This is a genomic window from Paraburkholderia sp. BR10923, assembly GCF_040948765.1.
Lineage (GTDB): Bacteria > Pseudomonadota > Gammaproteobacteria > Burkholderiales > Burkholderiaceae > Paraburkholderia > Paraburkholderia youngii.
Map to the genome: position 1 here is coordinate 98369 of NZ_JBFPKO010000017.1, position 22809 is coordinate 121177.

23 protein-coding genes are annotated in these 22809 nt (G+C 65.8%); 9 read left to right on the plus strand and 14 right to left on the minus strand.

Annotated features, from left to right (window positions below; genetic code table 11):
* The first annotated feature begins 400 nt into the window (after positions 1 to 400).
* On the plus strand, positions 401 to 820 hold the full coding sequence (locus AB3X94_RS27260; RefSeq protein ID WP_368613210.1) for a DUF4279 domain-containing protein: 420 nt from the start codon (positions 401 to 403) through the stop codon (positions 818 to 820).
* 185 nt (positions 821 to 1005) lie between these two features.
* Here the strand turns inward: AB3X94_RS27260 and AB3X94_RS27265 are convergent, their stop codons facing one another.
* From AB3X94_RS27265 to AB3X94_RS27275, 3 genes are all read right to left on the minus strand, one after another.
* Positions 1006 to 1410, minus strand: a complete 405-nt coding sequence (locus tag AB3X94_RS27265) for a RidA family protein (RefSeq protein WP_368613211.1) — start codon at positions 1408 to 1410, stop codon at positions 1006 to 1008.
* A gap of 68 nt (positions 1411 to 1478) precedes the next feature.
* The gene (locus AB3X94_RS27270) at positions 1479 to 1709 is read right to left on the minus strand and encodes a hypothetical protein (RefSeq protein ID WP_176105316.1); all 231 of its coding nucleotides are present in this window, start codon (positions 1707 to 1709) and stop codon (positions 1479 to 1481) included.
* A 215-nt stretch (positions 1710 to 1924) separates the two neighbouring features.
* Entirely contained in the window at positions 1925 to 3145 is a 1221-nt protein-coding gene (locus tag AB3X94_RS27275) for a Bcr/CflA family multidrug efflux MFS transporter (RefSeq protein ID WP_176105315.1), read from the minus strand.
* 203 nt (positions 3146 to 3348) lie between these two features.
* Between AB3X94_RS27275 and AB3X94_RS27280 the strand changes: the two genes are divergently transcribed.
* The 4 genes from AB3X94_RS27280 (at position 3349) to AB3X94_RS27295 (ending at position 7132) form a co-directional block, all read left to right on the plus strand.
* Positions 3349 to 3825: a hypothetical protein gene (locus AB3X94_RS27280; RefSeq protein ID WP_176105314.1), complete on the plus strand. Its 477-nt coding sequence runs from the start codon at positions 3349 to 3351 to the stop codon at positions 3823 to 3825.
* Positions 3826 to 3982: 157 nt separating this feature from the next.
* On the plus strand, positions 3983 to 5266 hold the full coding sequence (hemL, locus tag AB3X94_RS27285; protein WP_368613212.1) for a glutamate-1-semialdehyde 2,1-aminomutase: 1284 nt from the start codon (positions 3983 to 3985) through the stop codon (positions 5264 to 5266).
* Positions 5267 to 5329: 63 nt separating this feature from the next.
* Positions 5330 to 6481: a bifunctional diaminohydroxyphosphoribosylaminopyrimidine deaminase/5-amino-6-(5-phosphoribosylamino)uracil reductase RibD gene (gene ribD / locus AB3X94_RS27290; protein ID WP_176124409.1), complete on the plus strand. Its 1152-nt coding sequence runs from the start codon at positions 5330 to 5332 to the stop codon at positions 6479 to 6481.
* Between the two features lie 15 nt (positions 6482 to 6496).
* Positions 6497 to 7132: a riboflavin synthase gene (locus AB3X94_RS27295; RefSeq protein ID WP_184226352.1), complete on the plus strand. Its 636-nt coding sequence runs from the start codon at positions 6497 to 6499 to the stop codon at positions 7130 to 7132.
* 81 nt (positions 7133 to 7213) lie between these two features.
* Here AB3X94_RS27295 and AB3X94_RS27300 read toward each other — a convergent pair whose 3' ends face one another.
* The 10 genes from AB3X94_RS27300 to AB3X94_RS27345 all read right to left on the minus strand — a co-directional run bounded on the left by AB3X94_RS27300 (position 7214) and on the right by AB3X94_RS27345 (position 17752).
* On the minus strand, positions 7214 to 8794 hold the full coding sequence (locus AB3X94_RS27300; protein ID WP_368613213.1) for a GTPase: 1581 nt from the start codon (positions 8792 to 8794) through the stop codon (positions 7214 to 7216).
* A complete protein-coding gene (locus tag AB3X94_RS27305; protein WP_368613214.1) occupies positions 8791 to 10047 on the minus strand; it encodes a GTPase in 1257 nt (418 codons plus the stop codon). Before AB3X94_RS27305 ends, AB3X94_RS27300 begins: the two co-directional genes overlap by 4 nt.
* Positions 10048 to 10150: 103 nt before the next feature.
* Positions 10151 to 11086 (minus strand): catechol 1,2-dioxygenase, encoded by a 936-nt coding sequence (gene catA / locus AB3X94_RS27310; RefSeq protein WP_176105309.1) that lies wholly within the window; start codon positions 11084 to 11086, stop codon positions 10151 to 10153.
* Positions 11087 to 11165: 79 nt separating this feature from the next.
* Entirely contained in the window at positions 11166 to 11456 is a 291-nt protein-coding gene (gene catC / locus AB3X94_RS27315) for a muconolactone Delta-isomerase (RefSeq protein ID WP_013090220.1), read from the minus strand.
* Positions 11457 to 11483: 27 nt separating this feature from the next.
* Positions 11484 to 12620, minus strand: a complete 1137-nt coding sequence (locus tag AB3X94_RS27320; RefSeq protein WP_368613215.1) for a muconate/chloromuconate family cycloisomerase — start codon at positions 12618 to 12620, stop codon at positions 11484 to 11486.
* Between the two features lie 261 nt (positions 12621 to 12881).
* Positions 12882 to 13271 (minus strand): VOC family protein, encoded by a 390-nt coding sequence (locus tag AB3X94_RS27325; protein WP_368613216.1) that lies wholly within the window; start codon positions 13269 to 13271, stop codon positions 12882 to 12884.
* Between the two features lie 31 nt (positions 13272 to 13302).
* A complete protein-coding gene (locus AB3X94_RS27330) occupies positions 13303 to 14946 on the minus strand; it encodes a GMC family oxidoreductase (protein ID WP_368613217.1) in 1644 nt (547 codons plus the stop codon).
* On the minus strand, positions 14936 to 15601 hold the full coding sequence (locus AB3X94_RS27335) for a gluconate 2-dehydrogenase subunit 3 family protein (protein ID WP_368613218.1): 666 nt from the start codon (positions 15599 to 15601) through the stop codon (positions 14936 to 14938). Before AB3X94_RS27335 ends, AB3X94_RS27330 begins: the two co-directional genes overlap by 11 nt.
* Complete coding sequence (locus AB3X94_RS27340; RefSeq protein WP_368613219.1) at positions 15598 to 16602, minus strand: hypothetical protein; 1005 nt, start codon at positions 16600 to 16602, stop codon at positions 15598 to 15600. Before AB3X94_RS27340 ends, AB3X94_RS27335 begins: the two co-directional genes overlap by 4 nt.
* Before the next feature lie 28 nt (positions 16603 to 16630).
* Positions 16631 to 17752, minus strand: a complete 1122-nt coding sequence (locus tag AB3X94_RS27345; RefSeq protein ID WP_368613220.1) for an enolase C-terminal domain-like protein — start codon at positions 17750 to 17752, stop codon at positions 16631 to 16633.
* Positions 17753 to 18019: 267 nt separating this feature from the next.
* Here AB3X94_RS27345 and ribBA point away from each other — a divergent pair, with 267 nt between their 5' ends.
* From ribBA to AB3X94_RS27365, 4 genes are all read left to right on the plus strand, one after another.
* Positions 18020 to 19153 (plus strand): bifunctional 3,4-dihydroxy-2-butanone-4-phosphate synthase/GTP cyclohydrolase II, encoded by a 1134-nt coding sequence (gene ribBA / locus AB3X94_RS27350; protein WP_368590429.1) that lies wholly within the window; start codon positions 18020 to 18022, stop codon positions 19151 to 19153.
* A gap of 48 nt (positions 19154 to 19201) precedes the next feature.
* Positions 19202 to 19714: a 6,7-dimethyl-8-ribityllumazine synthase gene (gene ribH / locus AB3X94_RS27355; RefSeq protein ID WP_013090228.1), complete on the plus strand. Its 513-nt coding sequence runs from the start codon at positions 19202 to 19204 to the stop codon at positions 19712 to 19714.
* Positions 19711 to 20145: a transcription antitermination factor NusB gene (gene nusB, locus AB3X94_RS27360; RefSeq protein ID WP_176105300.1), complete on the plus strand. Its 435-nt coding sequence runs from the start codon at positions 19711 to 19713 to the stop codon at positions 20143 to 20145. Before ribH ends, nusB begins: the two co-directional genes overlap by 4 nt.
* 133 nt (positions 20146 to 20278) lie before the next feature.
* The gene (locus AB3X94_RS27365) at positions 20279 to 21475 is read left to right on the plus strand and encodes a pyridoxal phosphate-dependent aminotransferase (RefSeq protein ID WP_176105299.1); all 1197 of its coding nucleotides are present in this window, start codon (positions 20279 to 20281) and stop codon (positions 21473 to 21475) included.
* 95 nt (positions 21476 to 21570) lie between these two features.
* Here AB3X94_RS27365 and AB3X94_RS27370 read toward each other — a convergent pair whose 3' ends face one another.
* On the minus strand, positions 21571 to 22788 hold the full coding sequence (locus tag AB3X94_RS27370) for a transglycosylase SLT domain-containing protein (RefSeq protein ID WP_368613221.1): 1218 nt from the start codon (positions 22786 to 22788) through the stop codon (positions 21571 to 21573).
* Positions 22789 to 22809 lie beyond the last annotated feature (21 nt).

Consider the following 22809-nt stretch of genomic DNA (forward strand, 5'->3'; position numbering starts at 1 on the left):
TTATCCCGATGATCCGCTGCGCGAGTGCCCTCAGCGACTGGAAAGATCATAGACGAGAGTTACGGTCGCTCCCCGCGAGCAACCGCACTACGGGCGCGAAAAATCGCAATGTTCTTGCGGGCGCTTTTATCTGTTTCGTCGAAACCCGTGGAGATTTTGGGCGGTCGCCCATGTACGGACTGCCTGTCGCACGGTACTTATCTGACTGCTGTCAACACCGGCAGCGGCTTCAGATAGACCATCGACACACCTATGTACGTTCAGCGACATGCTTCACGCTATGAAGCAGTACAACAAATTGCGCGGCGACAACAACGTGATCTGGCATGACGATGGAGACGTGGAATTTAACGGCGTGGTTATCGACAACATGCACAGTTGGGCACCCTGAAGGAATGTTATGGTAACGACCCATCAACTTGCACATGCTTCTTTCACTATCTATCAGGACGTGGAGCGGCCCGAATTCTGGACAAACTATTTTGGCGTTGAACCGGACATGCAGAGCGTTCGGGGGCAATTCCGCACTACACCGTCTGGGCGCACTAGCAAGTACCCCGCTCGAATTGGTGTATGGAGTGTGGATAGCAAGGGGCATGTTCAGAGTGATCTTCTCGCGCCTCACCTTCGCTATCTTGTCGAACGCTTGGCATTGCCCCGATTGGACCTGCCCGAATTGCTCAAGCGCACTGGCGCACAGATGCGTTTCTTCTGTTATTGGGACAACGAGAGCGGCGACCGCGTGCCTGATGTGCCCGACGATATCCGCACCCTGATGGAAGCCATGGGCGGCACCGTTGAGATTGACGAATATCGATAGAGCCTCGCTCGAATGCACAAGCCGATCCCTTGCTCGACACAGTATGCGCAAGCGCCCGTTCGGCAAGGGTCGCGCCAAGGCATCGCCGGTTGATGCTCGACCTTTGCCGCGTGCTTCGGCAGGATCTGATCGTGAAAACGAGAAAAGCCTGCGAAGCTTCAGGTACTCGCTTGCACCACCCCGAACTAAACCACCCCCACCGCCTCAACCTCGATCTTGAACCCATAGTGCAACTGCGGCACCGGCACAACCGCGCGCGCCGATTTGGCCTCACCGGCCCAGCGCGCGTAGATCTGATTGAAGCTAGCCCAATGTTCGACATCGACGACATACACGCGCACCTGCACCAATTGCGCGACGCTGCTGCCGACGCTTTCGAGCGCCGCCTTCACATTGGCCAGAACCTGTTCGGCTTGCGCGTCGAATGACGCATCGGCAAGCTTGTCGCCTTGCGCATTGATCGGCAATTGCCCGGACACGAAGACGAAGCCATTCGCGACCGCGACATGACTGTAGTGACCGCCGGGTTTGGCCAGCGCGGCTGGGTTGTCGGTGTGAGGCAAACGTGAGGCGTGCGTGCTATCGGTCATCAACCACTCCAGAAGTGAAATTCCCGGAGCGGTTCATCGCCGTGCTTCATTCAGCGCAAACCCGCGCATCACGCATCCGCGATCTCGAGCTTCTCGCGCGCATCGGCACAACGGCGATTCAGATCGCGATGCATCAGCTGGCTATCGAGCAGAGCCGATACATCCGTCAACCCGTGATCAAAGCGCAACACATATTCGATGTCGGTGTAATCGTAGTAAGCGCCGCTGTCGGCCAGCCGTTGTGCTTCGGCGAATGCGGCAAATTGCCGTTCGCCGTTTATCAGGTCTTTGATCGCCATGATTGCCGCTCCGAGGAACAGTGACTTCATCATAGCAATGCAAACCGCGACGCACGGTGGTGCGCGCGCAACACCAGGTGTTTTCCGGAGACGCGCCCGGTGAACTCACGCGTCGGTCGATACCGACAGCCCGTGTAGCTCGAGCGTCATATGGCTTTCACGCCGTTTTCACAGCGCCCGCGCAGTGCTCGACCTCAATACCCAAACAGCACACGCTACACAGCCGCAACCGGCGACTTCGTCCCGTTCCAGCGCATCACGAGCCTGCGTCCGACAAAGCACAGGCAGCCCGCCACGCCGACCACGATGCCCATGCCCTTCGGCGTGCCGTCCTGCCACAGTCCGACCGCGAGGCTCGACAACGCGCCCAGCGCGAGCTGCACCGCGCCGAACACGGCCGCCGCGGCACCTGCGTTGACCGGATAGCGATGCATCAGATCGGTCGTGCAGTTGGCGGACAACACGCCCACCACGCTGACGACGAAAAAGAGGCCAAACACGATCGACCACAAGCCGCCCCACCCAGTCAGCGACACGACGGACACGAACAGCGACGCGACGAAGCTCACGGTCGCCGCAAACGAGATGATCGGCACCGGCCCGAGCCGGCCGACGAACCGCGTATTCAGGTAATTGCCGAACATGATGCCGACGATATTCAGCGCGAACAGGAAGCCATAGTGCTGCGCGGACACGTGGAAATACTCGATGTAGACGAACGGCGTCGCCGTGATGTACGCGAACATCGACGCGAACGCCATGCCGCCGCACAACATATGTCCCCACGCGACCGGATCGCGCAGCAGCGTGCCATACGCGCCGAACGACTTCAGCAGCGCCGACTGCGCGCGCATCTCGCGCGGCCACGTCTCCGGCACCTTCAGGAATGCGGTCACCGCGCACACGGCCCCGAACAGCGTCAGCGCGACGAATACCGCGCGCCAGCCGCCCAGCAGCAGCAACTGTCCGCCGATCAGCGGCGCGAGCAGCGGACCGATCGCAGTGACGATCGCGATCATCGACAGTACGCGCGCCGCATCGCCGGGCTCGTGCGCGTCGCGCGCGATCGCGCGAGCCAGCACCGACGCCGCCCCCGCGCCCAACGCCTGCACGAAGCGAAAGCCGACCAGCGAGCCGATCGAGATCGACAGCGCGCAGGCGATGCTCGCGAGCGCATACATGATGATGCCGCCAAGCAGGATCGGCCGACGGCCATACGTATCGGACAGCGGACCGTAGAGCAGCATGCCGATCGAGAAGCCGAACATGAAGCTCGTCAACGTCGATTGCGCGGCGCCCGTGCCGACCGCGAAAGCCTGCGCGATGGTCGGCAGGCTCGGCAGATACATGTCGATGGAAATCGGCCCGCACGCGGCCAGCGCGCCGAGCAACAGGATCAGCCGGCCATCGGGCCGGCGTTTGACGACGTGAGACATGGGAAATCCGGATGGAACGCCGCGCCGGCATCGGCAGCGGAACGGGTGAAGCGGAAACGGCCATCAGCTGACCGCCTCGATTGTACGCGACGGTTAACCCGCTGACTGTGCGCGAGGCAGCGCCGCGCGGCGCAAACACCGTCGATCGGTTAAGCTGCCGCCTGCATGCCCACCCCCTTCCCCCGCTCCCGTTCGAACCCGCGATGACCGCCTTTCTGCTGATCTGGAGCCCCAAAAAATGGCCGTGGCCCGAGCTGCCCGACATCGCGAAACGCGTGGCGGCCGGCGAAGCGGTGACCGACGCGTGGGGCTGCGGCTTCGCGCGCGGTATCCTGCCCGGCGATCGCGTGTTCCTGCATCGCGTCGCGCAGGAGCCGAAGGGTATCTTCGGTTCGGGCTACGTGACGCGCGCGCCGTACGAAGTCCCCGACGCGTCGACCAAACGCGGTTACCGGCTGTGCATCGACTTCGTCTACGACTGGCTCGTCGATGCGCATCATGCGCCGGTCATCCCGCGCGATCAGCTGCGTGTGCATCCGTTCTCGGTGCAGACGTGGGATGCGCAAAGCTCGGGCACGATCATCAAGCCGATCGCCGAAGGCGCGCTGGAGAAGCGCTGGGCCGAATTGACCGGCAAGCGCAAGCCGCCGGCGCTGCCCGCACCGGGCAGCCGGGCCTGAAATTCCCGCCGCCGCGGCCGCCCGCACGCACAGCCCGCCGGCGCCGAGTCCGGTACAATTTCTCGATCCATCCCAGCATCGCGCGAAGTGTCCGCGGGAATCGTCCGAGGCCCTTTGCGCCGCTGCGCAACCCTTGCTCCCTATTCCAGCCATCGCCATGTCCAGAAACGAAACCCTCTTCGAACGCGCGCAACGCACGATCCCCGGCGGCGTGAATTCGCCGGTGCGCGCTTTCCGTTCCGTCGGCGGCACGCCGCGCTTCATCGAGCGCGCGCAAGGCCCGTACTTCTGGGACGCGGACGGCCAGCGCTATACCGACTACATCGGCTCGTGGGGTCCCATGATCCTCGGCCACGTTCATCCCGAAGTGCTCGAAGCCGTGCAGCGCGTGCTCGTGAATGGCTTCTCGTTCGGCGCGCCGACCGAGTCGGAAGTCCAGATCGCCGAGGAAATCTGCAAGCTGGTGCCGTCGATCGAACAGGTGCGCATGGTGTCGAGCGGCACCGAGGCGACGATGAGCGCGCTGCGTCTCGCGCGCGGCTTCACGAACCGCAGCCGCATCGTCAAGTTCGAAGGCTGCTATCACGGCCATGCGGACAGCCTGCTCGTAAAGGCTGGCTCGGGCCTCCTGACCTTCGGCAATCCGACCTCGGCGGGCGTGCCGGTCGATATCGCGAAGCACACCACCGTGCTCGAATACAACAACGTCGCCGAGCTCGAAGAAGCGTTCGAGGCGTTCGGCAACGAGATCGCCTCGGTGATCGTCGAGCCGGTTGCGGGCAATATGAACCTCGTGCGCGCGACCCCCGAATTCCTGCAGGCGCTGCGGCGACTGTGCACCGAGTACGGCTCGGTGCTGATCTTCGACGAAGTGATGTGCGGCTTCCGCGTTGCGCTCGGCGGCGCGCAGCAGCTCTACGGCATCACGCCGGACCTTACGTGCCTCGGCAAGGTGATCGGCGGCGGCATGCCGGCGGCGGCGTTCGGCGGACGGCGCGACATCATGGCCCACCTCGCGCCGCTCGGCGGCGTCTATCAGGCGGGCACGCTGTCGGGCAATCCGATCGCGGTCGCGGCCGGCCTGAAGACGCTGCAGCTGATCCAGGCGCCCGGCTTCTACGACACGCTCGCCGCGCGCACCACGCGTCTCGCGCAAGGGCTCGCGCAGGTCGCCCGCGAAGCAAACGTGCCGTTCGCAGCCGATGCGCTCGGCGGCATGTTCGGCATCTACTTCCGCGAATCGATCCCGACGAGCTTCGCCGACGTCACGAAGAGCGACGTGCCGCGCTTCAACGCGTTCTTCCACAAGATGCTCGACGCGGGCGTGTACTTCGCGCCGTCCGCGTATGAGGCGGGCTTCGTGTCGAGCGCGCACGACGACGCAGTGATCGACGCGACGATCGACGCCGCGCGCGGCGCGTTCGCAGCGTTGAAGGGCTAAACCCGGACTTCAGGCAAAAGCCGCAACCCGCACGACCCAGACACCGCACCACAACGGACACCGATGTTCTCGCAAACCGATTTCGTCCATATGGAACGCGCGCTCGCGCTCGCGAAGCGCGGCATGTACACGACCGACCCGAATCCGCGCGTCGGCTGCGTGCTCGTCAGAAACGGCGAGGTGATCGGCGAAGGCTACACGCAGCCTGCCGGTCAGGATCACGCCGAGATTCGCGCGCTGAAGGACGCGCGCTCGCGCGGCCACGACCTGCGCGGCGCGACCGCCTACGTGACGCTCGAACCGTGCAGCCATTTCGGCCGCACGCCACCGTGCGCCAGCGCGCTGATCGAAGCACAGATCGGCCGCGTGATCGCGGCGATGGAAGATCCCAATCCACAGGTGTCCGGCCGCGGTCTCGCGATGCTGCGCGAAGCCGGTATCGAAGTGCGCTGCGGGCTGCTCGCAAACGAAGCGCGCGAGCTGAACATCGGCTTCGTGTCGCGCATGACGCGCGGCCGTCCGTGGGTGCGCATGAAGGTGGCGGCATCGCTCGATGGCCGCACCGGCTTGCCTTCGGGTGAGAGCCAGTGGATCACGAGCGCGGCCGCGCGCGCCGACGGTCATGCGTGGCGTGCGCGCGCGTCGGCGATCCTGACGGGCATCGGCACCGTGCGCGAAGACAATCCGCGCATGACCGTGCGGGCGGTCGATACGCCGCGCCAGCCGCACCGCGTGCTGATCGACAGCCAGCTCGACGTGCCGCTCGACGCGCAGATCCTGGCCGGCGCGCCGACGCTGATTTTCTGCGGCGAGCTCGATGCGCGTCTCGAAGAACGCGCGGTTGCGCTGCGCGAGCGCGGCGCCGAGATCGTGCCGCTGCCGAACGCGTTCGGCAAAGTGGATCTGCCGCGCATGCTGAGCGTGCTCGGCGAGCGCAACGTGAACGAATTGCACGTCGAAGCCGGCTACAAGCTGAACGGCTCGCTGCTGCGCGAAGGCTGCGTCGATGAACTGCTCGTCTATCTGGCGCCGAGCCTGCTCGGCGTGGACTCGATGAGCATGTTCAATCTGGACGCGCCCGACCTGCTCGAAGACCGTGTGAAGCTCAATTTCCACACGGTCGAGCGGATCGGCGACGATCTGCGGATTCTCGCGCGCTTTGCGCAGGCGGCCGTACCCGGGACCGACGCCGTGTCCCCCACCGTTTCGAAATGATCAAGGATTAGCACGATGTTTACAGGAATCGTCGCGGCAGTGGGCCGCATCGAATCAGTCAAGCCGCTCGGCGCGGGCGGCGACGCGGGCGTACGCCTGAACGTCGAAGCTGGCGGCCTCGACCTCGCCGACGTGCAGCTCGGCGACAGCATCACGATCCAGGGCGCCTGCATGACGGTGGTCGCGAAGACCGCTCATTCGTTCGAAGTCGACGTATCGCGCGAAAGCCTGAACCGCACGGCCGGTCTCGGCGAAACCGGCGAGGTCAATCTCGAGAAAGCGCTGCGCGCGCATGACCGGCTCGGCGGACATATCGTGTCCGGACACGTCGACGGGCTCGGTACCGTCACGCGTTTCGCGCCGGTCGGCGAATCGCACGAGCTGCGCATCCTCGCGCCGCGCGACATCGGCCGCTATCTCGCGTACAAGGGTTCGATTACGGTCAACGGCGTGAGCCTGACCGTGAACTCCGTCGCTGATCGCGATGACGGCTGCGAGTTTTCGATCAATCTGATTCCGCATACCGTGCAGGTAACGGCGCTCAAGCATCTGCGCGATGGCGTGAAAGTGAATCTGGAAATCGATCTGATTGCGCGGTATGTGGAGCGAATGCTCAATGCGCCGCGCGATGGCGATCAATCGTTGAAGTAATCGCGCGCCGTCGAGGCGGTCAAGCGCTCCAATCCGATGCCGCGCGATGAGAACGGTGAGACACGGCATTTGCACGGCGCGTCAGACAGATTCCGATCGCACCTGCGACTTCAGATCGAGCAAGCCTTCCTCATGCGTCGCTAACGACGCTGCAAGACGCCGCGCGAGCTTCATCAACTGAGCGATCGACGCGCGGCACCGTTGCGCGGCATGGTTGGACAGATTCAGCACGCACTCGCGAATCGCGCGGCTGAGCGCGGCGTGAAGGCGGCCATAGTCGACGCCCGCGACCTCGGTCATCGGTCCATTTCCGACCAAACGCTCGACGACGATATCGTCGAAACCGGCATCGTCAGCGAGTTCGATGCGTGCGAGCGAAGCGTCGGGCTCGATCAGATAATCGCCCAGCAGCCTGTCTGCCTCGCGCCGATACAGCTCGAATATCGATTGCGACAGCGCATTGCACAGCCCGATCGCGTCACGCGTCGCCGCATGCGCATCGAGCAACGCGGGCAGCGTCGGCACGATGCCGCGCCACACCGCGTTGGCCAGCTGCTCCTGCTGTTGCTCGAGCCGCTCGAGCGCCGCCTGCGACGACTCGCCAAGTTCGGCAAGCAACGGCAGCACATCGCTTCGCAGGTTGCCGAGCACATTCTCTTCCAGATGATGCAGCAGCACCTCGGCCCGCTTGCGCCGTTTATACGCGAGCGCCGGTCCGGCGATGTCGAGCAACGCGGCGTACAGTCGCTCGAAGCCCGCGTCACTCATGGCCGCCGCGGTCTGCCCCGCCTCGCGCGCCACATACGCTGAGACCGACACCGGCGGTTTCAGCAGCGCCTTGTCGACGCCCATCGCGACGAGCTTGTGTTCCGCCCGCACGCTGACGTCGTGCTCCTGCAGCGCGCGACGCGACGCGCTCTTGTTGCCCAGACACTTGACGAGTTCGCCGTCGACTTCGTCTTCCTCGTACTCGTCGCTACGAGTCACGACCGGCAGCAGCGGCTTGTTCCGATGCAATTCGCGGCCGAGCTCGTCGAGCTCCTGCACCTGGCCGGGCGAGGTGGAGCTGGTCAGCCACAACACACCGTCGGCGCTATCGGTGAAGCGCTGCGTTAGCGCTGCGTTTTCCGGCGTCACCGAATGCAATCCCGGCGTGTCGAGCAGCACCAGCTTTGCGCCGAGACGCACGCCCTGCAGCCGCGAAGTCGTTTCGGTCGCGCCTTCGGTAAAGGGCTCCGATGTCTCGACGACGCGGCCCCCATCCACATGGAAATACTGCACGCTGCGCTCGTGCGCGGCGAAGCGCTCGGCGAGGAAATTGCAGAACGAGCTCTTGCCCGCGTTGAACTTGCCGAACACGAGCAGCAGTGCCTGATCGTCGAAATGATCGGCGAGGTTTCGAACTGCTTCGAGGCTCGACCACTGTTGCATCGATGCTTGCACGCTGTCACGCAGCAGCGTGCTGATCGTGTCGGCCTGAATGGCCAGTGCGTTGTTTGCGTGCAAGCCGTCGCACGTCAAACAGCCGGTCCGCAGTTCGGCGTTCAGCTTCGCGAGCCAGTCGTTCAGCGCATGCAGCAGCGCGTCGGTATCCTCGGCGATGAAGTCGAATGCATCGACCTCGGCGATGAATCGTTGCTCGTGGCTCGCGTCGGCTTTCATGCGCGCGCCTCCAGTATCCGCATCGCGGCCGTCGCGTCGTCCGATGCGACGAGCGCTGCTTGCGTATCGGCGATCTGCACGGCAAGCGCCTTGCGGTCGGCGGACAACTCGTAGTAGTGCGTGAACTCGCGCTGCATGCGTTCGCGTCCCGTCGCTTCGCAGAACATGCGGCGCAGATCCTTGCGAAACTTCACCGACACGCCCATCACCGCGATCATCACCGAGTTCAGGCTTTTCGCCGCGGTGTGCTGCTCCGCCGGCAGACCGATGACACCGTGCCCGGCCAGCATCGCATCGATCTCGATGCACGCGCGCGAGTACGCGATCTGGATGCGCGCTCGCTCCAGTTTGCCCGCGGTGATCGCGTAGGCGTCCTTCGCGGTATCGGGCACGATCGCGTGATCGGTGCCGAGCGCATTCAACATCGCGCCGATGTCCCCGCTGACTTTGTCGATGACGGCCGCGAGGCTCCGATCGAAGGCCTGCTTTTGTTGCTGCTGCGTGGTGCGCAGAATCTCCAGCGACGTCAGCCGTGCCGCGCGCAGCCGTTGCAGTTCGTCGCGGATTTCGCCGATCAGCAGCGTGGTTTCGTGAGCGCGCGCACCCGGCACACGCGCGAGTTCCGCGCGCAACGCGGTATGCAGCGCGGGGATGCCGCTCTTTTCAAGCAGCAGTTTCTTGCCGCCGTCGAGCCCCTTGCGATGCCGCATCGACGACACCGCGTTCAGCGTGATGCCGGGCATCTGCCGGTCGATCGCTGCGCCGATGTTCCGCAACGCGGCGTCGTCGGGCAGCTGGTCGACTTGTGACAGCACGAACAGCGTCTGCCGCCCGGTCCTGACGCGATCGGCGTTGAGCTCGGTCAGCAGCGTCCGTTCCTTCGCATCGAGCTCGCCCTCTTTCGCGGCGTGCACGAACAGGCGAATGTCGGACTTCAGCCACGCGGCGCGCAACGCTTCGCGGTCGTCTTCGCTGCCGACGTCGGCGTCGAGTCCCGGCGCGTCGAGCCAGCGCACGCCCTGGTGCACGCTGTCGGACAGGCGCACCGTTTCGCGCCGGTCGGACACCGCGAACGCATCGCGGCCCAACAGCTCGTTGAGCAGGCTGCTCTTGCCGTGGTTGTATTTGCCGACGACGGTGACGACCGGCTCACTGTCGTCGATCAGAATCAGCAGGCGCGCCAGATCGTGAGCCCGCTCGGGCAGCACGAACGCGACATCGTGCGCTGCCTGCTCACGAAGTTTGCTCGACACCGTCGACTCCTCGACGCTTCAGGGGATTGGTCCGGCCGACAGGACTGCCGGCCGTTGGCAACGAAAGGCGGCGGCCGTGTCGCCACGGCGCCGCCTCGTGCGATCACGCTTCGGCCGAAGCGCGCAGACGATAGACGAGCTGGTTGTCCTTACCTTGAACCAGCGGCGTGATCGTGAAGTTGAACTCGATGTCCTTGTACGCATCCGCCTTCAGGCCCAGGGCCGCGCCACCGGTTTTCTCGACGACCGGCGGAATCAGCTCTTCGCGCGTTGCATACGCGAAGTCGTCCCAAATCAGCGGATCGCCTTCGATGTTGAACTGCGTGGTCAGCTTGCGATGACCGTCGCTGCTCACGAAAAAGTGCACGTGCGCCGGACGGTTGCCGTGACGGCCCAGCACGTTCAGCAGTTGCTGCGTCGCGCCGTGCGGCGGGCAGCCATAGCCCACCGGCATCAGCGTGCGGAACTCGTACTTGCCGTCGGCGCCGGTCTTCACCGCGCCGCGCAGGTTGAACTCGGTCTGTGCGCCGGTCGGATCGAAGTGCGAATAGAAGCCCTTCGAGTTCGCGTGCCAGCACTCGACGAGCGCGCCGGCGACCGGCTTGCCGTCCAGATCCTTGACCGTGCCGCGGATCACGAGCGGGCCCGCGTCTTCGTCGGCGTTGATGTCGATCTTCGACACGCCGTCGCGCACCGGCGCGCCGGCCACATACAGGGGGCCTTCGATCGTGCGCGGCGTGCCGCCTTCGAGACCGATCTTCTTGTCCTCGGCGTCCATGCGGATGTCGAGGTACTTCTCGAGACCGAGGCCGGCTGCGAGCAGCGCTGCTTCGCCGTCCTGGCCGAGCTTGTTCAGATAGTTGACGCCGGCCCAGACTTCGTCGGGCGTGATGTCGAGGTCATCGATTGCCTTGAACAGGTCACCCAGCAGACGGAAAACGATCTGCTGGAAACGTGCGTTGCCGTTACCGGCATCGACGTTGGAAGCGGCCTTCAGCAGATCCTGCACTTCTTTGGTTTCAAATACTTTGACGCTCACGATGACTGTCTCCAGTTGGTATAGGGGGAAAAGATGGCTTTGGATGCGCTCGCCTTCAAACAGCGCCTGGCCCCTGGGCTCAGATGTCGTCGTCCCGAATCGACGACGGGTGACGACACAGAGGCGTCACCGAAATCTTCATGTACGGGAACAGAGGCAAACCGGACAGAATGTCGTGAAGTTCGGCATTGCTCTCTACATCGAAGATGCTGTAATTCGCGTACTCGCCAACGAGGCGCCAGATATGACGCCACTTGCCGCTACGCTGGAGTTCCTGCGAGTAAGCCTTCTCGCGGGTCTTGATTTCGTTCGCCACTTCGGCCGGCATGTCGACCGGCAGGTTCACGTCCATTCGCACATGGAAAAGCATCGTTGACTCCTCTTGATCCGAATCCGTTTAGCGGGTGACCTTCATCAGCCCGTCTCGAGTGAATCGCTTGACCTTCGCCTCGTCGAGTTCGATGCCGAGACCCGGGCCATTCGGCACGGTCAGTTCGAAGTCGCTGTAATCAAGCGGCGTGGTCAGAATTTCTTCGGTGATCAGCAACGGCCCGAACAGTTCGGTGCCCCATTGCAGGTTCGCGAAGCTCGCGAACAGATGCGCCGACGCGACCGTGCTGAACGCGCCTTCGAGCATCGTGCCGCCGTACAGCTCGATGCCGGCGGCATCGGCGATCGTGGCCACGCGCTGCGCGGCGAACAGGCCGCCGCTCTGTTCGATCTTGATCGCGAACACATCGGCGCCGCCGTTCTTCGCGATCTCGAACGCGCTGTCCGGACCTTGCAGGACTTCGTCGGCCATCAGCGCGACCGGGAAGCGCCGCATCAGGCGCGCAAGCGCCGCGGCGGATGCAACCGGCTGCTCGACCAGATCGCAGCCCGCTTCGGCCAGCGCCGGAATCGCCCAGGCGGCCTGGGTCTCGCTCCACGCCATATTGACGTCGACACGCACCGCGGCGCGCTCGCCGACTGCTTTCTTGATGTCGGCGACGTGTTTGATGTCGGCCTTCAGTTCCTTCGCGCCGATCTTCAGCTTGAAGACCTTGTGGCGGCGCACGTCGAGCATGTGCTCGGCTTCGGCGATGTCCTTCGCGGTATCGCCCGACGCGAGCGTCCACGCAACCGGCAGGCGCTCACGGCGACGTCCGCCGAGCAGCTCGCTCACCGGCACGCCGAGGCGCTTGCCTTGCGCGTCGAGCAGCGCGGTTTCCAGCGCGCTCTTCGAGAAATGATTGACCTTGACCAGCTTGCCGAGGTGCGCCATCAGCGCCTGGATCTGCGTCGCGTCCTTGCCGATCATCGCCGGGGCGAAGTAGGCGTCGATCGCGAGCTTCATCGCCTCGGGGCTTTCCGGGCCATAGGCCATGCCGGCGATCGTGGTGCCTTCGCCGATCCCGACGATGCCGTCGCTGCAGTACACCTTGACCAGCATCAGCGTCTGCCCGTACATCGTGGCGACCGACAGCTTGTGAGGGCGGATCGTCGGCAGATCGACGAGGCGGGTTTCGATACGTTCGATGGTCGCTTGGGTCATGGCGGCTGCGGCGGGAAGTGAGTTCATTGGATGTTTTTATACCCCTCGCCCATTTAGCCCGTCCAATACTTTTCCCGTCCTCTTTCATACCCTCAAGGTATGGTGAGGCTCACAACCCCGGCCCTTCTATGGATTTTGCGTCGCACCATGCATGCTGCGCATTGAAAAAGAGGCCGTTTTCTCGCCGCGAACATGATCTGCGCCAAGCTTCGATGCTCGCGGAGCATGTTGTGCGCGGTAGGTGTGACTGGCGACAAAGCCTCACGCCTCGGACAGCGCGCTGACCATCACGTAGTACCCGTCCGGATCGCGCAGCGCGAATTCCAGCGTGCCCGTGTGCGAATTGATGCGCGGCTGTTCTTCGAAGCGATCGGCGAGCGCCCGGGCCCGCGCGACGCACGAATCGAAATCGTCCACCCGGAAAAACAGCAGCAGGCCGTTGCCGGGTAGACCATTGTCGCGGCTCGTCAACGTTGGGTGTTCATGCGCGCCCCACTGATGCAGACACAGCAACACGGTGCCGTCCGTGTCGCGGATCTGTCCGAAGTCGTCGTGAGCGGGCGACGTCGGCGGCTGACCGAACAGTTGCTGATACCAGCCGAAGCTGCGAGCCACGTCATCGACCCCGATGATCGCCCAGGTGCGCTTCATACAAGCCTCCATCCGGCGAACGATGCGAAACCTATAGCTCACCGCGCGCGGCCAGCGCGGCGATGCGGTCGGCAGTGCGGCACGCGATCGCCTGGATCGTCAACGACGGATTCACGCCGCCGACGGTCGGAAACACCGAGCCGTCGCACACCCACAGGTTGCGGATGTCCCAGCTGCGGCAGTCCGCATCGACTACGCTCGTCGCCGGATCGTCGCCCATGCGGGCGGTGCCGTTCAGATGGCAGGTGTCGTCGGTCTCGCGCCAGATCTCGTTGCCCCCCGCGGCTGCGAGCGCCTGCTCCATGAAGTCTAGCGAATGCGCGATGAGCCGCTTGTCGTTGTCGCACCATGAATAGGTGACGCGCGCGATCGGCAGCCCGTACTGGTCCTTTTCGTCTGCAAGCGTCACGCGGTTGCGCTGCTGCGGCAGCATCTCGCCGACGATCTTCAGCCCCGCCTGGTGGTTGTACTTGAGCATCTCCGCGCCGAGCGCGTCACCCCACAAGCCACGGCCGTTCTGCACCGCGACCCAGCCGTTCGGCAGCGGCCCCTGGCTCATGTAGCAGTAGCCGCCGAAGAAGTCCTTGCCCTTGTCTTCGTAGTTCCAGTGCTCGGTGAGCGCGAGCGACGGCGGGCCCTTGTACCAGCGGATGTCTTCGTCGAAGGTGCCGTAGACGGCCTGATTCGACTGCGCCATCAGGTTTTTGCCGACGAGTCCCGAGCTGTTCGCGAGTCCATCCGGAAAGCGGCTGTTGGCCGACATCAGCAACAGGCGCGGCGTTTCGATCGCGTAGCCGGCCACCACCACGTGCTTCGCGCGCTGGAATCGCCAATGCCCTTCGCGCAGATATTCGACGCCGGTGGCGAGCCCCGCGTCGTTGGTGACGACGCGGCCGACCATCGCCAGATCGCGCACTTCGGCGCCGGCACGCAGCGCACGCGGAATCCACGTGACGAGCGCGCTTTGCTTCGCGTTGGTCGCGCAGCCGGACACGCAAAAGCCGCGGTACACGCACGGATGCGCGCGGCCGCGCGGCGCGGAGATGGTTGCGAGCGGCGTCGGGCACCAGCCGATGCCGAGCGCCTCGGCGCCGCGCGCGAGCACCAGTGCCGCCGCGTTCAGCTCATGCGCGCGATACGGATAGCGCGGCCGCTTCGGACCCCACGGATAGTTGACCGGTCCGGAGATTTTCAGCGCGTCCTCGACCTCGCCGTAGTAGCGCCACATCTCGCGCCAGTCGAGCGGCCAGTCGGCGCCATAGCCGAGCACGCTGCGCGACTTGAACCACTCGGGCCGAAAACGCAGCGACACCATCGCGAAATGGACCGTGCTGCCGCCGACCGCCTTGCCGCTGTTGTTGTGGCCGAGCTTCAGCGGATTGTCGCCGTCGCAGATGCGCTCGTCGGTCCAGAACAGCTTTTCCTGATGCGCCTCGTCCGAAGCGAACTCTTCCAGCGGACGCCACCACGCGCCGGCATCGAACGCGACTACCCTGAAGCCTTGCTCCGCGAGCCGGCACGCGAGCGTGCCCCCGCCGGCGCCAGTGCCGACGATCGCGAAATCTACTTCTTCGCCGTCGGAGTACGTGCGCATCGGCACCCAGCCGCCGCGCTGGAACACGTCGGGGGCGCGGCCGTCCTTGCCGCGCGGCCGTTGCTGCGCGTCATCGGACACGGCGGCTCTCCCTCGCGGCCTGCTCGTGCGTGTCGGGCGTCGATTCGATCGCCTCCCACGGATCGCGCCGGTTCAGGTACATGCGCACGTAGCCGCGCGGATTCGCCGGGCCGCCGAAACCGATCTCGCTCCACGCGTGCGGATGCGAGTAGTAGAGCCCGCAGATGTCGTGCAGCACCCGCTCGCTGAAAAACAGCTTCGACGGCATGCCGCGCCACGCGGGGTTCGTCAGTTCGCCGCGCTGCATGTCGCCGAGCAGCGCGATCTGCGCGTCCTGCGCGAGGCTCGCGAACGGCAGGCCGCCGCGCTCGCGGGATTCGGCATCGAGCGCGGCGAGGCCGATGCGCCAGGCGTCGCGCATCGGCGGCAAACGGGCGTCGCGGTAGCCGTCGTTGCTGTTGCCGGCGAGGTGAGCGTCGAGCAGCGCGGCGAGCGGCACCACCGGATGCGCGTTCGCTTGCGGCACGATGCGCGCGCACAGCGACGTGACCGCGAGCCATTCGACGGCGCTGAAAAAGCGCGGCTCGAGCGGTGTCGCGAGGCGTTCGGCGATCACTGCGCGGGTGTGAGCGTCCCACGACGGCGTCGCGCGTTTGTCGAGCACGTCGTAGCCGGGATAGCGGGTGGCTCGGGTCGAGCGTGGTTGGTGGGTCATTTTTCAGTCTCCCGCAGACGCAGCGCGGCGAGCCCGGCGAGCGCCAGCGCGGAAAAGCTCGGCGGCGCGGGCAGCGGCGGCCCGTCGAACAGGTTCTGGCTCCAGTTGCGCCAGCCGCCCTGGCGACGCGCGATCCCGCGCGCGTGAAAACCCGCGCCGATAAAGCCGAGCGCGGTCGTGATGCGCAACCACAGCCGCGTGTACCAGCGCTCGCGCGGAGCGGCCAGCGCGGCATGCGCGAGCAGCGCCGCGGTGACGGGCGGAATGCTGACCGGCGCGTACATCGCGCGATGCTGGAACGCGCCGCGAAAATGCAGCAGTGCGGCCTCCCCCACGGTGCCGACGAGACCGGCCGCGACCAGCAGACCGAGCGCCTGACCGGCCGGCATGCCGAGCAGTCGAGGGTCGGCGGCGGGCTGGTCGCGCAGCCGTTCGGCGACGGCACCGAGCGCGCCCGACAGCAGCAACGCGATCGGCGCGCCGAGCGGTGCCGCGTGAAACAGGTTGTTCCAGCTCCAGCCGCCCGGGCGCTTCATCACGTTGTAGACATGGAACCCCGTGCCGGCGATGCCGGTCGCCGCCGCGCCCAGATAGACCGCATGGCGTGCGCGATGCGTTTGGCCGCGACGATCCGCGCCGCCATGCAGCCCCGCGGCGAGCGACAGGCTCGCACTGACGAGCGGCGCGAACATCGCGGGATTGTCGAACGAGCCGCGATAGTGCTCCATCGCGCTGTCGGCGAGCACCGACAGCGCGAGCAGCGCGGAGCTATGGTTGAAGGTGCGAGCCGCTTCGACGTGTGCCTGGACCTCGTCAGTGGGTTTTCTCGTGTGCACACGCGCCGGGAACGTCACGGAGGCTCGACGCTCGCGGTGTCGCAGGCCGCTCCCGCGTGGTTCGGGATGCGGCTCGGGTTCTCGCGCGCCGCGCGCGGCCAACGTCGCGACGGCAGCAATGGCCGCCGCCGTGTACAGCAATCCGGGTACGCTTGAGGAGCTCATCGATATCGCTTCCTTGTTCTGGCTTGCTTTATTTGATGAGGTAGCGCGCGGCGTCGCCATGCTTGAACTCGAGCCCGCAACCGGGCCGCGACAGGTCCGGCTCCATCTGGCCATCGCGCAAACGCGGCGCGCCGTCGAACAGCATCGCTTCGATCCGGGCGTGGTCGTGGAACCACTCCTGGTGGCGCAAGCGCGGCGCCGCGCACGCGACGTGCAGATGCAGCGCCGGCGCGCAGTGGGCGGACAGCGGCACGTGATACGCGTCGCACAGCGCGGCGGCCTGCAGAAAGCCGGTGATGCCCCCGCACCGGCTCGCGTCGGCCTGCAGCACGTCGACGGCACCGGTCGCGAGCAGGTGGCGGAAATCGTCGAGCGTGTAGCCGTATTCGCCGGCGGCGATCTCCATGCCGGCCGGCGCGTGCTCGCGCACGGTGCGCAGGCCCGCTTCGTCGTCCGACGACACGGGCTCCTCGAACCAGCTCACCTGGTGCTCGGCGAAGCGTTGCGCGTAGTACAGCGCCCGCTGCGGCGTGAACGCGCCGTTCGCGTCGACGAACAGGCCCGCGCCGCCGATCGCCTCGCGCGCCGCCGCGACGCGCGCGGGGTCCTTGTCCGGCTCGCTGCCGATTTTCATCTTGACCCACCGGCAGCCGTCCTGCGCGACCCAGCCAGCGAACTGCTGCTGCAAGCGCTGGTTCGTGTACGTGGTGAAGCCGCCGCTGCCGTAGACCGGCACGGTCGGGCGCAGCGCGCCGAGTACCCCGACGAGCGGCACGCCGAGCAGCTTCGCCTTCAGGTCCCACAGTGCGCAGTCGATCGCGGAAATGGCGGTGGCGGCCAGTCCCGCGCGGCCGAGATTGCGCACCTGGCGTTGTAGCCGTTGCCAATGCGCGCCGACGTCCAGGCCGTCGTGACTCAGCACGCAGGCGGCGAGCGCGCCCTGGATCAGCGCGACGATGCAGGCGTCGCTGTACGTGTAGCCGATGCCGGTGTCGCCGCCCGCGTCGACCTCGACGACGACCAGCGTGGTCGCCTCCCACGCGAACGTGCCGTCGGCTTCCGGCGCGTCGGTCGGAATCCGGTACGCGCTCGCGCGCAGCGCGGTGACGGGCGCCTGCGACGAGCCCCCGCTCGTGACGCCGCGCCTCATGGCCGCGCTCCTTGGACGTGCGCGTGACGCCTTACAGTGATGCAATCGCCGACGGTCCTCGACATTGCAGTCTCCGGATGGTAGTGAGACGAAGCTGCCTGCTGCGGCGCAAGTACCGTTCCGCACTATTGCAGTCCGTAAAGCGGGCCGCGATGGCAACCACGCCCCGCTCTTCGTCAATCGGCCAAACCGCCTATGTCGTCTGGCGGAGGCGACTTGGACCCGCGCGTGGCGTAAAATACGCGCTTTCCCGAAAAACTCGCCAACATGACGCTCGCCTCCACCCAAGAGATCATCGCCGAACTGAAAGCCGGCCGGATGGTGATCCTCGTCGACGAAGAAGACCGCGAAAACGAGGGCGACCTCGTGATCGCCGCCGAGTTTGTCACTCCGGAAGCGATCAATTTCATGGCTCGCTACGGCCGCGGCCTGATCTGCCTGACGCTGACCCAGGACCGCTGCAAACAGCTGAATCTGCCGCTGATGACCTACCGCAACGGCACGCAGTACGGCACCGCGTTCACCGTCAGCATCGAAGCGGCCGAAGGCGTGACGACCGGCATCTCGGCAGCCGACCGCGCCCGCACGATCGCAGCCGCGGTGGCGCCGGACGCAAAGGCCGAACACATCGTGCAGCCCGGCCATATCTTCCCGATCATGGCCCAGCCGGGCGGCGTGCTGGTGCGCGCCGGCCATACCGAGGCCGGCTGCGACTTCACGAGGCTCGCGGGCCTCACGCCCGCCGCGGTGATCTGCGAAGTGATCAAGGACGACGGCACGATGGCGCGTCTGCCGGACTTGCTCGAGTTCGGCAAGGAGCATGGCCTGAAGACCGGCACGATCGCCGATCTGATCCACTATCGCAGCCGCACGGAATCGATCGTCGAGCGGATTAGCGAACGCACGATGCAAACCGCGCACGGCGCGTTTCGCGCGGTCATGTATCTCGACCAGCCGAGCGGCCAGCCGCATATCGCGCTGGTGCGCGGCACGCCATCGCCCGATCGCGACACGCCGGTGCGCGTGCACGAGCCGCTGTCGGTGCTGGATCTGCTCGAAGTCGGCGAATCCACGCACTCGTGGACGCTGGATGCGGCGATGAAAGAAATCGCGGAACGCGATATCGGCGTGGTCGTGCTGCTGAACTGCGGCGACTCGAAAGACCATCTGATCGACGTCTTCAAGGCGTTCGACTCGAAGGAAAAAGCGGACGCCCTGAAGCGCCGCCCGGTCGACTTCAAGACCTACGGCGTCGGCGCACAGATTCTGCGCGAACTCGGCGTCGGCAAGATGCAGGTGCTGTCGAACCCTCGTAAGCTCGGCAGCATGTCGGGTTATGGTCTCGAAGTCACGGGCTTCATTCCGATGCCCGGCAGCAAAACGCAAGCCCCGCAAGTCTGATCCGGCCACTCACGCGCCTCGCGCCCACTCAAACACTACGGAATTCACATGGAAATCGGACAATATCAACCGAATCTCGACGGCGACGGACTGCGCATCGGCATCGTCCAGGCGCGCTTTAACGAACCCGTCTGCAACGGCCTCGCCGACTCCTGCATCGAAGAACTCGAACGCCTCGGCGTGACCGGCGAAGACGTGCTGCTCGTCACGGTGCCGGGCGCGCTGGAAATCCCGCTTGCGCTGCAAAAGCTCGCTGAAAGCGCGCAATTCGACGCGCTGATCGCGCTCGGCGCGGTGATCCGCGGTGAGACGTACCACTTCGAACTCGTGTCGAACGAAAGCGGCGCGGGCATCACGCGCATCGGCCTCGACTTCGGCATTCCGGTCGCGAACGCGGTGCTGACCACCGAGAACGACGAGCAGGCCGTCGCGCGCATGACCGAGAAGGGTCGCGACGCCGCGCGCGTGGCTGTCGAGATGGCGAACCTCGCGGTTGCGCTCGAACAGCTCGGCGGCGATGACGACGAAGATGAAGACGAAGACGACGAGGAAGAGGCATGAAGAGCGCACGCCGACGCTCCCGCGAACTGGCCACGCAGGGGCTTTACCAGTGGCTGCTGTCGGGCTCGCCCGGCGGTGAGATCGACGCCCAACTGCGCGGCGCGCAAGGTTACGACAAGGCCGACCACGAGCATCTGGACGCAATCCTGCATGGCGTGATGCGCGACTCCGAGGAATTGTCCGCCGCGATCGCGCCGTGCCTCGATCGTCCGATCGATCAGCTGTCGCCGGTCGAACGCGCGGTGCTGTTGGTCGCCGCGTTCGAACTGAAGAATCACGTCGACATTCCGTATCGCGTGGTCATCAACGAAGCGGTCGAGCTGACCAAGACGTTCGGCGGCTCGGATGGCTACAAGTACGTGAACGGCGTGCTCGACAAGCTCTCGGCGCAACTGCGCGCCGCCGAAACGCAGGCGGCTCGTAAGAGCTGAGCGCTGCGCGGGCGGGGCCATGCCGTGCATCGGCCCCCCACGCCGCGCCCGCAAGGACGCCGCCGCGCGCATCGATGAGCGCATCATTCGATGAGTGGGCGCCGTTCCCTGCTTCTGAATTGGATCCGACCGTATGAACTCCGTGACCGAACCTCTCGTGCGGCTTGCCGCGCGCGTCGATGCCATCCAGCCTTTCTACGTGATGGAACTGGCCAAAGAGGCCGCGATGCTCGAACGAGCCGGGCGCGACATCATTCACATGGGCATCGGCGAGCCGGATTTCACCGCGCCCGAACCGGTCATCGAGGCGGCCGCGAGCGCGCTGCGCCGCGGCGTCACGCAATACACGAACGCGCTCGGCGTGCACGAGCTGCGCGACGCGATTTCCGCGCATTACGCCGAGTTCTACGGCATCGACGTCGATCCGGCGCGGATCGTGGTCACGGCGGGCGCGTCGGCAGCGCTGCTGCTCGCGTGCGCGGCGCTCGTCGATCGCGACGACGAAGTGCTGATGCCCGACCCGTGCTATCCGTGCAACCGCCATTTCGTGATCGCCGCCGAAGGCAGGCCTGTCATGGTGCCGAGCGGGCCGGCCGAGCGCTTCCAGCTGACCGCCGCCGACGTCGAACGCCTGTGGGGCGAGCGCACCCGCGGCGTGCTGCTCGCGTCGCCGTCGAATCCGACCGGCACGTCGATCGAGCCGGCCGAACTCGAGCGGATCGTCAAGGCCGTGCGCGCGCGCGGCGGCTTCACGATCGTCGACGAGATCTACCAGGGCCTCAGCTACGACGCGAAGCCCGTGTCGGCGCTGTCGTTCGGCGACGACGTGGTCACCGTCAACAGCTTCTCGAAGTACTTCAACATGACCGGCTGGCGACTCGGCTGGCTCGTCGTGCCGCCCGCGATGGTCAGCGCGTTCGAAAAGCTCGCGCAAAACCTGTTCATCTGCGCGTCGGCGCTCGCGCAGCACGCGGCGCTCGCCTGCTTCGAGCCGGAGACGATCGCGATCTACGAAGCGCGGCGCCTCGAATTCAAGCGCCGCCGCGACTTCATCGCGCCGGCGCTCGAATCGCTCGGCTTCTCGGTGCCCGTAATGCCCGACGGCGCGTTCTACGTGTACGCCGACTGCCGCGGTGTCGCGCATCCCGCGGCCGGCGACAGCGCGGCGCTCACGAAGGCGATGCTGCACGATGCCGGCGTTGTGCTGGTGCCGGGCATGGACTTCGGCACGCACGCGCCGAGGGACTACATCCGGCTGTCGTATGCGACCGCGTATCCGAAGCTCGAAGAGGCTGTCGAGCGGCTGGCGAAGCTGTTCGGGCGGCATTGATGTTGAGGCACTGAGCCGGCGGCTACCGGCCTGCCAGACGCAAAAAAGGACACCTTGGGGTGTCCTTTTTTGCATGCGGCTAGCAAATGTCTAACTCAAGCCCCCAGCTCCGACGCCGACGCCACATGGCGCGTTGCCGAATTGGCGCTGGCGTCGTCCTGCTGATCGGCCGGCTGCGAGTGCGCCGCCGGAGTCGCCGAGCTCAGCGCGTGGCCGCCCTGCAATGTCACCTGGATGCGCTTGCCGTTGCCGCCGCTCGTCGAGGCGGCTGGCGCCGGCGTCGTCGACGCGCTCAGCACCGGAGCCTGCGGCGCATTGATCGGCACCTTGCGGCCGCGCGCGACATCGCGCAGGCGACCGCGCTCGGCCATCACCTTCGCGCCGTAGCCACCGTCGTCCGGCGTGCTCGAGCCGACGTACAGACGCAGGCCGCCCGGCAGCGAGCCGCCGCGCGCGATGCAATCCTTCAGCACGAGCGCGCCGACCTTGATGTTCGCGAGCGGTTCGAGCGCAGCGCTCTGGCCGCCGAAATACTGAAATTTGTCCGAATGCACCTTCGACATCACCTGCATCAGGCCCTGTGCGCCGACGCCGCTCTCGGCGTAGGGATTGAAGCCCGATTCGATCGCCATCACTGAGAGCAGCAGCAGCGGATCGAGGCCGACTTCGCGGCCGGTGTCGAACGCGGCCTTCACGAGCTCGCTGACGGGCTCCTGAGCGACACGATAGCGCCGCGCAAGGTACGACGCGACCAGGTCCTGCTCGTGGCTCGACACGAGCACGCGGTCGTCCCGCGCATCGGCGGACACGCGTTGCTGCGGAATCAGACGCGCGAGCGCGCTGACGCCCTGCATCGTGCGCGGATCGAGGCCGTTGAGCGCGACGGTGCTGGTGCCCTGCGCGGCAGCGTTGTCGAACGCGCCGTCGAAGCTGGTGGTCGCCGAGGTCAGGGTCATGCTGCCGTCGCTCGACCCATCGGCGGGGCTCGGCGTGTTCGGCGCGCTCGGTGAATTGGCCGACAGCGATTCGTCGGAGGATGCACCGGCGTTTCTGGTCGGTCCGATGGCCGGCAGCGGGTTGCCTTGCAGCAGGCGGGCGGGACCCGCTTGCACGGCGGCGGAAATGACCGGCATCAGACGCGCAGCCAGCGCGCCGCGCCAGGTCGGCATCAGCCACAGTGCGAGAGCCAGCACCACGGCGATCCCGCCGACAATGCTGAACAGGTGATGACTCAGTCGCGTCCCGCGGCGCAGCGCACCGCGCACAACCTGCGCAATACGCTCATCAGGACGCCACGATAACCAGGCGTTCATTCAGATCTCCCATCTTGCATG